The sequence below is a fragment of the Verrucomicrobiales bacterium genome (assembly GCA_016793885.1).
In the GTDB taxonomy this organism is placed as follows: Bacteria; Verrucomicrobiota; Verrucomicrobiia; order Limisphaerales; family UBA11320; genus UBA11320.
Genome location: JAEUHE010000124.1, coordinates 1 through 14,205, shown reverse-complemented (window position 1 = coordinate 14,205; position 14,205 = coordinate 1). Strand labels below are relative to the sequence as shown.

The window sequence follows — 14,205 nt, the reverse complement described above, 5'->3', positions numbered from 1 at the left end:
GCGATGAGTTAGAAGCGCAGAGATGAACTGACTCGGGAACCGTGAACAGCTTCATGGCATCCAGCGGTCCAGCAGGTGCCCTGTTGCACTCGCAACGTGTGATCGGAATCGCCAATGAGCAACTGGCCGCCGCTGACTCTCTGGAAGTGGCACTTATAACAGAGGTTCGCGTCTCGAGCGGTGAGCAGCTTCGGGTTCACCGACCCGTGCGCCGTGTGGCAGACGGTGCATCCCTCGCGGACGGCCTCGTGTTCGAAAACGTGAGGACCGCGTTGTGAGGGATGGCAGCTCAGGCAACCCTGGTTTTGAGTAAGCAATGCGGCCCCGCCGCCTAGATGGCTGGAGCCCTTGTGCGGCGGATGGCAATCCACACAGTTCAGTTTCCCCTCCGGCATCGGGTGATGACTGGGTAGGCTGAACTGCCCTCGAACATCGGCATGGCATTGAAAGCAGGCGGTGTCCTTGGATCGTGCTCCGTGGAGGGCCACGGCGGCCCCGAAGCTGTTGGCCGCTGGGCGCCCGGCGCTGAAGCCATAAGCGGTCTTTACTTCGCCTCCCGACTCGGCGTGAAGGCTGGCCGGGCCATGGCAGGCTTCGCAGCCCGCCTCCACAGCGTTCGGCCCGGGAGTCATGAGCCGGGCATGGTCAGCCGTGCCGATAAAGCCCCGGTAGATCTCCTCATGGCATTGCTCGCATTCCTTGGAACCCACATAGGAGGCTCCGGGAACCATGGGCAGTTGCACCACCGTCCGGCGGACCGTCGAACAGGAGACGGCCGCAATCAGGGCTACGACCACTGCAGCCAAGCAGGCCCACCTCCTCGCCCGTCCCGATACCAGCTTTCCGACTCCACGGAAGTTGCGAATTTTCATGAAATGTCCCTTCGGTCGTCCTGACCTCTCGGTTTCTTCTGTCATTGGGGTTGGTTAGGCTCTGTGTTCTCTTGCTCGATCCAATCGAGGGCCGCGCTCAGCAGGCTGATCGCGTACGGGCCATTGTGCGCGCCATAGCTTCCGTCGTTGATCACCAGGTAGAGGTTGAAGCGCGCCTTCTGGATATTCAGCGGAATGAGCCGTTGCTCATCCCGAGCAGGATCATTCGGAGAGGAGACGGGACCCGCGAGCGCTCCGTTCGTGGTGGAGAGCCCACCGGCGTTCTGATATTCCCAGGCCAAGGCTCCGTACTTGCGCAGGCCGGGCGCCGCCCGGGTGACTGCCCACTTGTCCAAAGCTGTTTTGACATCGTTGCTCAGCGAGAGAATGACATCCTTCACAAACGCGGCGAAAGCCTGGGCATTCTCCGCGCTCCCATGGCAGCTGGCACAGGCTTCATAGGATGTGACCTTGAAGTGGTGTCCTGACTGACCCATCTCCCCCTGGCCTGAGGTCTGCATGTGGCACGACACGCATTGCTTCTCTATCCGCGAGTGGGTGGAGGGCAGGTGGGCCGGATAATGATCCGGCAGTTCGCCTACGGTGCCCAGAAGCATATTGTACTGCGGTGACCGGTGAGGCGGGCGATCGGTCCTGGTGAAGGTCGCGCCTCGGTCGTTGTGGCACTGAGCGCAGAGGTTGATCGCCGGGTTGTAGTTGGTCGCGAAGTTTCCGGTCGAATGGTAGTCCTCGAGGGATGACAAGGGCTCACGGAGCTGCGTGGTGTAACGTGCTCCCAGCGCTTGATTCGTGAGCTGGATGACCGAGCCGGTTAGGAGGTTGGTGAACGACACCACGCCGTGAAGCGGGTTGTTGTAGGTATGCTGATTGTGGGTGTCGTGGCAAGTCACGCAGGCGATCCCGACCGCTACCTCGAAATCCGCGATCGACTCAAGGATGTCATCATCAGCGGCGGTGAGAATATCTCCTCCGTCGAGGTGGAAGGGCTGCTCCTTCGGCATCCTGCGGTGCAGGAGGTCGCTGTGGTGGGGGTGCCTCATGAGAAATGGGGTGAGTCACCGCATGCCTTCGTGGTCCTGCGTGCCGGAGCCGCGTTGGCCGAGGACGAACTGCGCCAGTTTGCTCGCCAGAATCTCGCTCATTTTAAAGTGCCTCAGTTTTTTACTTGGGTGCCTGAGCTGCCGAAGACCGCTACGGGTAAGGTGCAGAAGTACGTTCTGCGTGGCGGCCGGGCGAACCTGGCACGGCAGTAGTCGCCTCGCCCTGGCGGCTCCCTCCAAGGAGAGGGTGTCAACCTGCTCGAGGGGGCTTTGGTTGGTGTCAGACCTTGTGAGACACTACACTAGCCCTTCGTCGAGTTGTTCCTTGGCCAGTTGGATGAGATGGAGGTTGGCTTCGGAGTTGGGTTGGATCTCGAGGGCCTTGGTGGCTGCATCCAAGACCATCGTCCACTTCCCCAGCTGGGCGGCGCACAGCGCCATGCCATTCCAGGCGCCGAAGTGATGCGGTTTCAGGCGGACCACTTCGGCGCAGAGGGCCATGCTCAACGCAGGCTGCCCGCGCAGGTAGAGCAGGGTGGCCTGCTTGTTTTTCGCTTCGGCCCAATCGGGATACTCGGCCATGAGGTTGAGAAAGACTTCTTCCGCTTCCCGATACTCTCCTGACTCCATCAGTCCCACGCCGCGGTCGATCTCGCTGCGGGCGTGACGCCCGCGTTCGTTGAGCCAACATTCCCAGAGCGCGTTGGTGGCGAGGGACACCGCCAGGGCGTCGGGACTGCGAAGACACTCCACCAAGGCGGGTTCAGCGCGCTTGCGGATCAGTTGCCGCACTGCGCGCTGCCGCTCGGCCGGGGCTCCGCTGGAGAGCTGCTTGATCCAACGTCGGATTGGATCCTCATCCTCGGGGCCAAGCTGGCTCAGCGGATCTGTCAGCCGATAAGACACACCACGAACCATAGCCATCGATTGGCCAATGCCAAACCTGAAATCGCCTCCAACCCGTTGCTTGCCAATTCCCGCGACTTCATCAATGCTGCTCCCCATACAAACGAATGAAAAAGATTTCTAAACAGCGTTCTTCCCGGGGGGGCCGGGGAGCCCTTGACTCCACTCGTACGTTCTCGTCCATCGTGGTGGACGGGCCGGAGCGCGCCGCCAGCCGGGCGATGCTGTATGCTGTCGGGTTTAAGAAGGAAGACTTTCGCAAGCCGCAGATCGGAGTGGCCTCGACGTGGGGAATGGTGACGCCGTGCAATATGCACATTGATCATCTCGCGGTCCAAGTGGGGATCGGCGTGAACGAGGCGGGCGGGAAAGCCGTGACCTTTAACACCATCACGATCTCGGATGGTATCTCCATGGGAACCGAGGGCATGAAATACTCGCTGGTCTCTCGCGAGGTCATTGCCGACTCGATCGAGACGGTGGTCGGCTGCGAGGGGATGGACGGCTTGGTCGCGATTGGCGGCTGCGACAAAAACATGCCGGGCTGCCTGATAGCGATCGCTCGTTTGAACCGTCCAGCGGTTTTCGTCTACGGGGGAACGATCATGCCGGGCATCTATGAAGGCAACCCGGTAGACGTGGTCAGCGTCTTCGAGGCGGTGGGCAAGCATGCGGCCGGCAAGATGGACGACCGGCAGCTTGACGAGCTGGAGAGCAAGGCGATCCCTGGAGCGGGGTCATGCGGCGGTATGTATACCGCCAACACGATGGCCTCGGCCATCGAGGCTTTGGGTATGAGCTTGCCGAACAGTTCCGCTCAGGCGGCCATCTCCAAGGACAAGGAGCTGGACTGCGAGCGCGCGGGCGCGGCGGTGTTGAATTTGGTCAAGCTGGGCATTCGGCCTTTGGATATCCTCACCAAGAAAGCCTTCGAGAATGCCATCACCGTCGTGACCGCTTTGGGCGGTTCGACCAATGCCGTGCTGCATCTCCTGGCGATGGCCCATGCTGCGGGCGTCAAGCTGACCATCGATGACTTCACGCGGGTTGGAAAGCGTGTTCCGGTCTTGGGTGACCTTAAGCCCAGCGGCAAGTACGTCATGGCCGAGCTGGTTCGCATTGGCGGTTTGACACCGTTGATGAAGATGCTCCTCGACAAGGGATTGCTCCACGGCGACTGCATGACCGTCACGGGCAAGACGATCGCCCAAAACCTGCGCGGGGTGAAGCCGTATCCGAAGGGCCAGGACGTGATTCGATCCTTCGATAACCCGATCAAGCCGGAGGGTCATTTGGTGGTGCTTTACGGAAACCTTGCAACCACCGGGGCGGTGGCCAAAATTTCCGGCAAGGAGGGCCTCAAGTTCAGCGGAAAAGCTCTGGTGTTCGAGAGTGAGGAAAAGGCTTTGGCGGCGATCTTGGATGGCACGGTCAAGAAGGGCCATGTGATCGTGATTCGCTACGAAGGACCTAAGGGTGGGCCTGGAATGCGGGAAATGCTCTCTCCCACCTCCGCCATCATGGGCAAGGGCCTTGGGAAAGAGGTGGCGCTGATCACCGATGGGCGGTTTTCCGGAGGCAGCCACGGATTCGTCGTCGGGCATGTCACCCCGGAAGCCTATGAAGGTGGCGTGATCGCCTTGGTTAAGGATGGGGACCCGATTACCATTGATGCCAAGAATCGCCAAGTGAATCTCGAAGTGCCTCAGGCGGAGATCAAGCGTCGTGCCGCCCAGTGGCGGCGTCCGGCCCCGCGTTACACTTCCGGTGTGCTGGCGAAGTACGCCAAGTCGGTCAGCTCTGCTCACTTGGGCGCCGTGACCGATCTATAATGGACAGCGGTTTGCCGCCTAACCGGCGCTGCTGAAGCTCCGGGAGCCGGTAATGAACTCGGACAGGCCTCGGTTTCGGTCCCTCGGTTAGGCGATCTGAGCCGGCTTCTGCGCGGTGCAGCCGATGGGACATCAGTTTGTTATGGACCCAATCCGCATACTTTGGGCTTTCGTCCTGTTCGCGGTTACCACCGCGGGCGCAGCCACCGTGCCGGTGGCTGGCCCGCGTGATGCCTTTTTGTTGGTGCATCTTCGCTGGGTGAGCAATCAAGTCACGGTGGTCAAAAGCGAGCGCGTTGCCGGCCGGCTGAAACCGCAGCCTTCCGCCGAAGGTGCACTCCAAATTCGACTGGCCGACGTTCAAGGCAATGCCCTCTGGGTGTCTGCGCTAGAGGATCCTCGGCGACAAAGGTTCGAGTTTCCGGACGAGAGTCAGCCGGGGGGGATCCGTCAAATCGAGAAATGGCTTCCCACCGGAGAGGTGTTGGTTCGGGTTCCTTTGAAGCCGTCAGCCAGCGAGTTTCAACTACTCGGGGCCATCCCGAATCCCCCGCTGGCCGCTCCTGAAGTGGGTCCCCAGTTGGGAGGGGTTCCCGGTGGTCCGCGTCCGGTCCTGGTTCGCTTGTCGCTACTTCCGGCGACAACAGCACCGCTGAGAGGACCATGAAGAAGCCCCGACATGGGCGGTGGATTGCTTGGGTCCTGGTCTGTTTTCTGGTCAGCTCCCCAGTTCATGTCTCGGCAGCGATTGGCGAGCTGGTCCGGTTGTCCGTGAACGGACCGGCGGAGGCTAGACTCAACCTCGTCATCCTCTCCGAAGGTTACCTGGAGGCGGAACGCGACGTGTTCCTGCGTGATGCCCGAGCGGTGGCCGACGGGATCCTTCAGGCCCCTCCTCTGAGGGAGTATGCCAGCCATTTTAATGTGGTCGGTGTGTTCGTCGCCTCGCAGGAATCCGGGTCAGACCACCCGTTTCGGGGTTCCTTTCGCAATACCTATTTTAACAGCAGCTTCGACAGCTTTGGGATTCAGAGGCTCATCACGATCCCGCCCAACAACCACGACTCCAACAGCGCGAATGGCCAGGGCAAAGTGTTGGAGTTGCTCGCCGCGATGTATCCCGAATATGACCTGGTGGCGATCGTTGTGAATGATCCCGAGTATGGCGGATCCGGAGGTCGCACCTTGGTGGTCTCCAACCATTCCAGTTCGAGAGAAATCGCCGTGCACGAGCTGGGACACACGCTGGCCCGCCTGGGAGATGAATACTCCACTGCCAACCCTGGCTATCCGGATGTCGAAGAACCCAATACCACCCGTACTACGGTGCGCGCCCAGGTCAAATGGAATGCGTGGATCCGAGCCTCAACCCCAGTTCCTACCCCGTCGTCAGGTTTCGAGTCCGTTGTCGGGTTGTTCGAAGGCGCCCATTACCACACCACGGGTTGGTATCGACCTAAGCATGATTGCAAAATGAGAGCGCTGGGCGTGCCGTTCTGCGAAGTATGCTCCGAGGCTTTGGTGCTCAGCATCCATGAGCGCTTGCCTCAGCCTCCAAGCACGTTGCCGGCAGTCGACATTCCGGTGAGCATCTCACTCTACGACCAGCGGGATTTCGTGTTGGAGATACTCACGGTCGCCTCGGAGTCTGCCAGTGTGAGTTGGGCGCTAAATGGAGTTCCATTGGGTCCCTCAGAGCCTGGGCTTAAACTGTCCCTACCTGGCGTCGCCTTGCCCTTCGAAACTAATGTGCTTACCGCGGATTTGGTCCTCACCACTCCACTCGTCAGGAACGATCCGCTCGAGCGGTTGAGCTCGACCACGCGGTGGACGGTAGTGCGGGATCTGCTCACCCCTCCGCGCCTGGGAGTTGAGATTGTCTCCGAGGGTGTCGAGTTTTCCTGGTCGGCCCTGGCGATCGGCTTCGCGCTCGAAACATCACGTTCCGCTGCGTCCGGACCCTGGAGCGGGGTGGCAGAGCTTCCCAGGAAGCAGGGAGACCGGTATCGACTCAAGCTTCCGCTCTCCGCGGAGCGGGCATTTTTCCGGCTGCGCCGCCAGTGAGGAGCCGCGGTCTAGGCCCAGCCGAATTCCTTGATGTCGAGGTGCCAGTCCGAGCCGTCCGTGACGCGCACATTGTGGCCCACGCCCTCATAGCGGACTTTTTCCAAATCGATGGTCGGAGGCAGAACATTGACGAACACCTCGCCAGAGCTGAGTGAGATGAGACGTGTCCGCGGTTCTGGTTTCCGGCGGAAGATATTCTCCTTGATGTCTTCGATTACCCAAACATGCCCGACCACACGCACGATTCCGTGCTCGTAGTCCTCAACCTCGCCGATGAAGTGCTTGCGGATGTCGTGATCGAACAGCCGGCGGTGCACGACGTGGATTTTTTCGCCTTTGAGCAATAACATGGAGTGCTTTTCATGATTATAGAGACTGCTCAGCCTCGGAGGGCAAGTCCGGGTTTTGGCTGGCCGACAGTTTGTCTCAGAGAGCAATTCCAGCCGGTTCTTGGTCAAGAAGGGTTGAGTCAGGCTGCGGTGAAGCCTCTAAACATGAACGCGTATGATGAACTCAACAAAAGTTTCCCTTCTAACCTGCGCTGCTGTGGCGAGTGTTGGCCTGAGCTCTGGAGTTCAGGCTGCCGAAGCGGATGCAGAACCTATCCACATCTCACCGGTTACCAATCCGCTCTTCTTTGAAGATCCGCACATCACGAGCGAGGTTCGTCCTATCTTTGCCTACCACAACATCGACGAGTCGTTTGTGACGCAGGGTGGAATCGCGCGCGTGTTTGCGGCGCAAGTGCGATGGGCGATCACTGATCGCCTGGCGCTGATTGCCACCAAGGACGGCTACATCTCGCTCCACCCGAGCCGAGCGGTGGCGCATAACGACGGCTGGGCGGATATCGGCGCAGGCCTGAAGTATGCCGTGATCGATGATAAGGAAAACGACTTCATCGTGACGCCCGGTTTCAAGTTTGAGCTCCCGACCGGAAATCAACGGGTGTTCCAAGGCAATGGACGCGGTGAGTGGGACCTATTCGTGTCGGCCGCCAAAGGTTACGATCGGCTGAACCTGACCGGTAGCATCGGCGCGCGAATCCCTAACGACTTCAGCCAGGAGACCGCTCAGTTGCATTACAGTGCCCAGGTCGACTATGTCACCTGCCAGTACTTCATCCCGTTTGTTGCGCTGAACGCGTACTCAACTTTGAACAATGGTCGTGGGCTCGGGCTGACGCATGAGGGCTATGACCTTATTAACTTCGGAGCGTCCAATGCTGCTGGGACCACGGATGTGACCGGTGGCGTTGGCTTCCGTTCTCGACTTCTCTCGTGGGTGGACCTGGGTGTCGCCTACGAGCGGGGACTGACTCATCCTCAGGGCCTCTTCGAAGATCGTTACACCTTTGACATGATCTTCCGGTTCTAAACCTCACCGACTAGCAAGCCGGTTTGCCGTGGCCCCTTAGCTGGTGGTTCCTCCCCAACTGGGGGGTGCACGGGCAGAAGAAAGCCAGAGCCCTGGATAATACCGGAGCTCTGGCTAGCTTGTTTGCCAGACCGGACTCAATCCGGCTGGCCTTCGGCAGGATTAGACGACCTTGATTTTGCCGCCGTAGACTGCGTTCTTGCCGAGCTGTTGCTCGATGCGCAGCAGTTGATTGTATTTCGCGACGCGATCGGTGCGGCTCAGAGAGCCGGTCTTGATCTGTCCGGCGTTGGTGGCGACGGCGATGTCAGCGATGGTCGCATCCTCAGTCTCGCCGGATCGATGGCTGATGACGGCCGTGTAGTTGTTCATCTGGGCGAGTTCGACGGCATCCAGCGTCTCGGTCAGCGAACCGATCTGGTTCACTTTGACGAGGATTGAATTCGCGGTTCCGGTGGAGATGCCCTTCTGGAGGAACTTGACGTTGGTCACGAACAGATCGTCCCCGACCAGCTGAACCCGGTCGCCGAGCTTGTCCGTGAGCTTCTTCCAATTCGTCCAGTCCCCTTCGGCGCAGCCGTCTTCGATGGAGATGATGGGATACTTCCCGCAGAGTTCGACGTAGAAGTCCACGAGTTCGTCCCCGGTGAGTTTGCGTCCCGAGCTCTTCTTGAAGACATAGTTTCCGTTGCCGGTGTGGAACTCGGAGCTGGCCACATCCAGAGCGAGGAAGATCTCTTTCCCGGGCTTGTAGCCGGCGTTCTTCGTGGCGAGCAAAATCGCTTCGATCGCCGCCTCGGCGCTATCGAGCTTGGGAGCGAAACCACCTTCGTCACCCACCGCAGTGCTCAAACCCTTGCCCTTGAGCACAGCCTTCAGAGAGTGGAAGATTTCGGTGATCGCTTGGAGGCCGCGGCTAAAGGTCTTGAAGCCGACCGGCATGATCATGAATTCTTGGAAATCGATCGGCGCGTCGGAGTGGGCGCCGCCGTTGATGACGTTGGCCATCGGCACCGGAAGGACCTTGGAGTTCGGTCCGCCCAGGTATTTGTAAAGGGGAACGCCGACGTGGTTGGAGGCGGCCTTGGCGTTGGCCATCGAAACAGCCAGGATGGCGTTTGCGCCGAGCTTAGACTTGGTCTCGGTGCCGTCCAGCTTCAGCATGGTCTGGTCGATCGTCAACTGATCGATCGCGTCTAGGCCTTCGATCGCCGGGAAAATGCGATCCACCACATTGGCAACCGCCTTGGAAACGCCCTTGCCGAGGTAGCGCTTTTTGTCGCCGTCGCGGAGTTCGATGGCTTCGTGTTCGCCTGTGGAGGCCCCGGACGGAACGGCAGCGCTACCACTGGCGCCGGAGGCGAGGTGTACGTCGACTTCCACCGTAGGGTTGCCGCGGGAGTCCAGAATTTCGCGGGCTAAAATGTCAACAATCGTGCTCATGTTTGAATGTTCGCAGTGCATCGGTAAGTAATTGGTCTTTAGCTTGGTAAAAAGCAGGTCAGATTACGGGCCCAACTGGCTTTTCCGTCAAGCAGTCGTTGCAGGGGGGCAGTCGAGAGCGGACGAGCCTCATTCCGGGACCGCTAGGCCCCACACCTCGGCCGGGGCGAGCCCTAGCCCATTGCGGCATCGGGGCCGGGAACCGCGGGAAACGTGGAGTCAGCCCTAGGATGATGTCCCGTTTTGAGGGGGAGTGAGTCGCTTGAGCAGGATTTTGGAGAACCTACCGCTCTGTTCGTACTTCTCCTTGCGGCTGGCTGGAAGCATATCGGGCGAGGCCTCGATGAATCCGCCCTTGCTCTGAAAGTAGGTGAAAGCCTGGGTCGAGAGCGCGAACATCTCCTTCATCCCCAGCTCTCGGGCGCGGCTTTCGGCGAACTGGATGAGCTTGCGTCCGATGCCCTGATTTTCATGCCCGCGGCTGACAAAGAGACAGGCCAGCTCCGCAGCCTTCTCTTCGGGATAAGTATGCACCGCAACACAACCCACAATGTTCCGGTCCAACTCGTATAGGTAGTAATCCCCGAGCTGCTTCTCGATGCTTGTGCGCGTCCGTTTCACCAGCTCGGCAGACTCCACCGAATTCTTGATCAGCAGCAGGATGTTGCGGATATCCTTCCGCAGAGCCGGCCGCACCTGGCTGTATTCGTTCGCGTAGATGAGCGTCCCGATGCCCTCATTCGAGAACACCTCCGCCAACAAAGCCTCGTTCACGAGGCCATTGATGATATGCACTCGCGGAATTCCCATCTGGCAGGCTTGGGCGGCGTGGGTAGCCTTGGAGAGGCAATCGGGATGGAAGTCGGCTTTGCGCGTGCTGAGCTGCGTCGAAAGGGAACTCGCCAGCATGTCCGGAATCTTTTGGTTCTGGAAGATGAGGCCATCCATGCTCCCGATAAAAATCAGTTTGATCGCCTTGAGCGCCTCAGCGACGGCGACCGCCACATGGTCCGAGTTTACCCGGTAGGTGCGGCCTTCCCCGTCAAATCCGAGCGGCGGCAAGATTGGAACGATGCCCTGGTTGAGCAGGCTTTGGAGCATCTCCACATCGACCCGCTCCACCTTGCCGGTAAAGAGATGGTCGACCCCCTGCAAGATTCCCAGGGGATGCGCGATCACCGCGTTGGTGGAGACGGCGCGGAGATCGTTGGCCGAAAGACCTTCCAGAATCTCGTGGGTGAGTCGATTGGCGGCGGTGAGCGCCAGTTTGAGGGTAACGCCGTCAGTCACGCCGTTCCCTTCGAGGTCGCTGGGAGTGACAGCTTGTTCTTCCCCTAGGCTCTTGATCTGCGCCGCAGCTCCATGGACGATCACCACTCGGATGTTGAGTGAGCGGAGTACCGCAATGTCCTGGAGGAGGCTCGCGAAGATCTCATCCATGACCACCGCACCGTCGATGCTCAGGACGAACGTTTTTTCACGAAATCGCGGAACATATTGGAGAATGCCCCGCAGGTTGGTCAGCTTCATTTCAGAGTCCAGTGCCGGCTCATCCTAGATACAACAGGATACCTGCCGGCTTGCGCCCGCACTAGTAAGCTGTTTTCGCCGAGGTGCAATCCTTATTTTAGTTCGACCGCCGGGATGTTTGGCATCCATACCGGTATGGGTTCGCCTTGAATTGTTCCCGGCTCAACGATAGCGTCACCGAAATGGAATTGATTAGGGATATCCACGCGCGGTGTAAGGCAGCGGGTCGGCCGGCGTTTTCGTTCGAGTTCTTTCCTCCGAAAACCCCGGAGGGTGAGAAAGCGCTGTTTGAACGAACCATCCCTGACTTGGTCAACCTCCATCCTGATTATTGTTCGGTGACTTACGGGGCAGGCGGGAGTACACGCGACAAGACGCTGGGGATCGTCGAGCGCATTCAAAAAGAGCATAGGCTCACTTCGATGGCTCACTTGACCTGTGTCGGCTCGACCCGGGAACAGTTGTCGGAGGTTCTTCACGATGCCCGAGCGCGCGGTATTCGCAACATTCTCGCACTTCGAGGCGATCCTCCTGGCGGTCAAACGGAGTTCGTGAAGACCCCCGGCGGCTTCGAGTACTCGCACGAGCTGGTTGCTTTCATCCGTGAGATGGGCGGGTTCTCCATCGGTACCGCCGGCTTTCCGGAGGGACATATCGCGTGCAAGGAAGGACGCGAAGTGGATTGGCATCGGCTGAAGGCCAAGATTGATCGTGGCGCTGATTTCGTCATCACTCAGCTTTTCTTCGACAACGACGACTTCTTTCGCTTTCGGGATTTTCTCACGAAACTAGGGAATACGGCGACGCTGATTCCCGGCCTGATCCCGATTCTGAGCGCGACTCAGATCAAGAAATTCACCGCTCTGTGCGGCGCCCGTATCCCTGAGGGGCTGGCTGCCTCGCTGGAGAAACTGGGGGACAGTGAGGAGGCCGCCATCGAATTTGGAATCGAGTACGCGACTCGACAGGGCGAGGGATTGCTCAAGGCCGGGGTGACCGGGCTCCATTTCTACTGTCTCAACAAAGCGCGGAGCACGGTGCAGGTCGCCAAGAATCTCGGGCTAGGCGGCGGTAAGGGTTGAGTTGACCTTACCCCAGCGATACGGGGTAGGGCGAGATTCCGCTCGAGCCCTGATGGGCCCTAGGGTAGCGAATTGGGAGTGGATGCGTCGTGGAGAGCCTTGATGGAGACGATCGCTTATCGGCCATCGCTCCCTACTCCGAGCGCCACCGCTTGAGACGGGCCGCCAGAGCCGCGAGGTTGGATCTTTCGGGATCCAGGAATGGGAAGTCCTTCCTCAGCTGGTCGATCGTCGGGATTTCACCCCAGGCACTCACGGTGAACACCTCCATGTAATCCTCGGTCTGAAGGCCCAGCTCCCCGTTCCTTCGACTGAACCGTGCGCGCAGGGTTTTCCGCCAAGCCTCCAAATCGGCTGGGGGTTCCATCTGATGCCGACCGACCCAGGGCAGCCATTCACGAACTTGAGATTGGTGAGCCCAGGTCATCTCGCTCACCACGGGGAACGTTGCGTCGGTATTGACCGCCAGGTCGAAGCTGTTCGCTCCAAATTGATAGCCATCGTACACCGGGATGATGACCGGAACCTTGCAGGGCTTGGAGGCGGTCTCGTCGGCTGGAAACTCCGGAGTGAACGCGTGAGGCACATTGATCATGTAGGCCACGCGACGAACGGCCTCCGCGATGGTTTGGTGATCATTGTGGAGTCCGGCCAGGGGATCCGTCACGAGCGGGGGGCAGAACAGATAGTCCGGCTCAAAATCGCGAATGGTTTTCCACAGCGCGGCGAGCAGGGGAATGGAAACCGGTAAACAAGCCTCGCGAGGTTGGGTGCCATCGGGCAAGAGTAAGGGTTTGAACTCATACCGGCCTAGCCGTGCCGATTCGCGCTGCTCTTCGAGTCGGACCAGGCCGGTTTCCTCCCGGGTGCGAAAATGGTGGCCTGCTTTGCCGTCGGTGCATACCACGACCTGCGCTTTGAACTCCGACCCAAGTTGTCGTCTCCACAGCTCGAAGGTGCCCGCGGCGGTGAATTCGTAGTCGTCGTAGTGAGCGTGAATGTATTGAACCTTCAGCATGCGATTACCTCAACACACGACGTCGCACGCTGCGCGCTCGTTGCATGCGGCTGCGCATAAAGTCGAACAGGGCAAACTCCATCGGCTGGTCCGACACGACCGGGTGAAACTGGATGCCATGGCGTTCGCAGGTTTGCTTGACTGCCGCATTGTGCGCGGAAAATTTCTCCTGATAGGTCGTTCGCGCCACTTCGGGGTCGATGTATAGCTCTTGATCCGTCTCCAAGTCGCGAAAGAGCGAGGCCTCCTTGAACTGGAACGACAACTCGGCAGGATCCAACACCTGAAAGACCACGACTTCGTGACCGGCTGCGGATAGGAACCCGAGGTGAGTGTCGAGGGTTTCGATGGGCGCGAGCAGGTCGGACACGAGCACGAGCAGGCCGCGACGACGCACCAAGTCAGCGATGCGACGGAGCGGAGCGGCCAGATCCGTGGAAACGCCGCTGGCTGGCTTTTCCAGCGCCAGCATGATTTGTCGGAGATGTCCCTTGCGAGCCTTGGGCGGCAGGTAGTCCCGGATCTCGGCGTCGAAGGTCATCAGACCGGTGGCGTCGCCCTGCTGAAACAAGAACCACGCAAGGGTGGCAGCCAAGGTGTTGGCGTAGTCCGACTTCGTGTGGCCCAGGCTGCCGAAGCCCATGGAGCGGCTGTTGTCCACCAACAGGTGGCAGCGCAGGTTGGTCTCGTCCTCGAATTTCTTGATGTAGTAGCGGTCGCTGCGCGCGTAGAGCTTCCAGTCGAGGTAGCGCGGGTCGTCGCCGGGGGTGTATTCGCGGTATTCCGTGAACTCCACGCTGAATCCGTGATAGGGGCTCCGATGGAGGCCATTCCAAAATCCTTGGACAACAACCCTGGCCCGCAACTCGAGATTGCGAATCGCCATGAGGGCTTTGGCATCGATCGACGAAGATCGTCTTTCCGCGGTGCTGGGCGGCATGCGACGGACCTTAGTGACTCTGGGATCAAATGAGAATGGGAAAGTTTTGGGCAAGGCTGCGGGGGGGGATGGTTATT

At 59.6% G+C, this 14,205-nt stretch carries 14 protein-coding genes; 6 read left to right on the top strand and 8 right to left on the bottom strand.

What is annotated here, in order from left to right; genetic code table 11:
• Positions 1 to 8: 8 nt before the first annotated feature.
• Together JNN07_14075 and JNN07_14070 are read right to left on the bottom strand one after the other, a co-directional pair.
• Entirely contained in the window at positions 9 to 872 is an 864-nt protein-coding gene (locus JNN07_14075; protein ID MBL9168862.1) for a hypothetical protein, read from the bottom strand.
• 41 nt (positions 873 to 913) lie between these two features.
• Positions 914 to 1,783 carry a hypothetical protein gene (locus tag JNN07_14070; GenBank protein ID MBL9168861.1) on the bottom strand — a complete coding sequence of 290 codons (870 nt, stop codon included), beginning with the start codon at positions 1,781 to 1,783 and terminating at the stop codon, positions 914 to 916.
• Between JNN07_14070 and JNN07_14065 the strand changes: the two genes are divergently transcribed.
• Complete coding sequence (locus JNN07_14065; GenBank protein MBL9168860.1) at positions 1,772 to 2,146, top strand: hypothetical protein; 375 nt, start codon at positions 1,772 to 1,774, stop codon at positions 2,144 to 2,146. The two genes, JNN07_14070 and JNN07_14065, sit on opposite strands and share 12 nt — an antisense overlap.
• A gap of 84 nt (positions 2,147 to 2,230) precedes the next feature.
• Here JNN07_14065 and JNN07_14060 read toward each other — a convergent pair whose 3' ends face one another.
• Positions 2,231 to 2,938 (bottom strand): hypothetical protein, encoded by a 708-nt coding sequence (locus JNN07_14060; GenBank protein ID MBL9168859.1) that lies wholly within the window; start codon positions 2,936 to 2,938, stop codon positions 2,231 to 2,233.
• 8 nt (positions 2,939 to 2,946) lie between these two features.
• On the opposite strand from JNN07_14060, the gene ilvD reads away from it, so the two are divergent.
• The 3 genes from ilvD to JNN07_14045 all read left to right on the top strand — a co-directional run bounded on the left by ilvD (position 2,947) and on the right by JNN07_14045 (position 6,735).
• Entirely contained in the window at positions 2,947 to 4,671 is a 1,725-nt protein-coding gene (gene ilvD, locus JNN07_14055) for a dihydroxy-acid dehydratase (protein MBL9168858.1), read from the top strand.
• A gap of 142 nt (positions 4,672 to 4,813) precedes the next feature.
• Positions 4,814 to 5,338 carry a hypothetical protein gene (locus JNN07_14050; protein ID MBL9168857.1) on the top strand — a complete coding sequence of 175 codons (525 nt, stop codon included), beginning with the start codon at positions 4,814 to 4,816 and terminating at the stop codon, positions 5,336 to 5,338.
• Complete coding sequence (locus JNN07_14045; GenBank protein ID MBL9168856.1) at positions 5,335 to 6,735, top strand: hypothetical protein; 1,401 nt, start codon at positions 5,335 to 5,337, stop codon at positions 6,733 to 6,735. Before JNN07_14050 ends, JNN07_14045 begins: the two co-directional genes overlap by 4 nt.
• Before the next feature lie 11 nt (positions 6,736 to 6,746).
• On the opposite strand, the gene JNN07_14040 is transcribed toward JNN07_14045, so the two are convergent.
• Complete coding sequence (locus JNN07_14040; protein ID MBL9168855.1) at positions 6,747 to 7,088, bottom strand: hypothetical protein; 342 nt, start codon at positions 7,086 to 7,088, stop codon at positions 6,747 to 6,749.
• A gap of 154 nt (positions 7,089 to 7,242) precedes the next feature.
• Between JNN07_14040 and JNN07_14035 the strand changes: the two genes are divergently transcribed.
• Positions 7,243 to 8,115 (top strand): hypothetical protein, encoded by an 873-nt coding sequence (locus JNN07_14035; protein ID MBL9168854.1) that lies wholly within the window; start codon positions 7,243 to 7,245, stop codon positions 8,113 to 8,115.
• A gap of 162 nt (positions 8,116 to 8,277) precedes the next feature.
• Here JNN07_14035 and eno read toward each other — a convergent pair whose 3' ends face one another.
• A complete protein-coding gene (gene eno / locus JNN07_14030) occupies positions 8,278 to 9,558 on the bottom strand; it encodes a phosphopyruvate hydratase (GenBank protein ID MBL9168853.1) in 1,281 nt (426 codons plus the stop codon).
• Positions 9,559 to 9,783: 225 nt separating this feature from the next.
• On the bottom strand, positions 9,784 to 11,088 hold the full coding sequence (argA, locus tag JNN07_14025) for an amino-acid N-acetyltransferase (protein MBL9168852.1): 1,305 nt from the start codon (positions 11,086 to 11,088) through the stop codon (positions 9,784 to 9,786).
• A 182-nt stretch (positions 11,089 to 11,270) separates the two neighbouring features.
• On the opposite strand from argA, the gene metF reads away from it, so the two are divergent.
• Positions 11,271 to 12,170 (top strand): methylenetetrahydrofolate reductase [NAD(P)H], encoded by a 900-nt coding sequence (gene metF / locus JNN07_14020; protein MBL9168851.1) that lies wholly within the window; start codon positions 11,271 to 11,273, stop codon positions 12,168 to 12,170.
• A 133-nt stretch (positions 12,171 to 12,303) separates the two neighbouring features.
• On the opposite strand, the gene JNN07_14015 is transcribed toward metF, so the two are convergent.
• Positions 12,304 to 13,188, bottom strand: coding sequence for a PIG-L family deacetylase (locus JNN07_14015; protein ID MBL9168850.1), 885 nt, complete (start codon positions 13,186 to 13,188; stop codon positions 12,304 to 12,306).
• 4 nt (positions 13,189 to 13,192) lie between these two features.
• Positions 13,193 to 14,128: a DUF58 domain-containing protein gene (locus JNN07_14010; GenBank protein ID MBL9168849.1), complete on the bottom strand. Its 936-nt coding sequence runs from the start codon at positions 14,126 to 14,128 to the stop codon at positions 13,193 to 13,195.
• Positions 14,129 to 14,205: the final 77 nt, after the last annotated feature.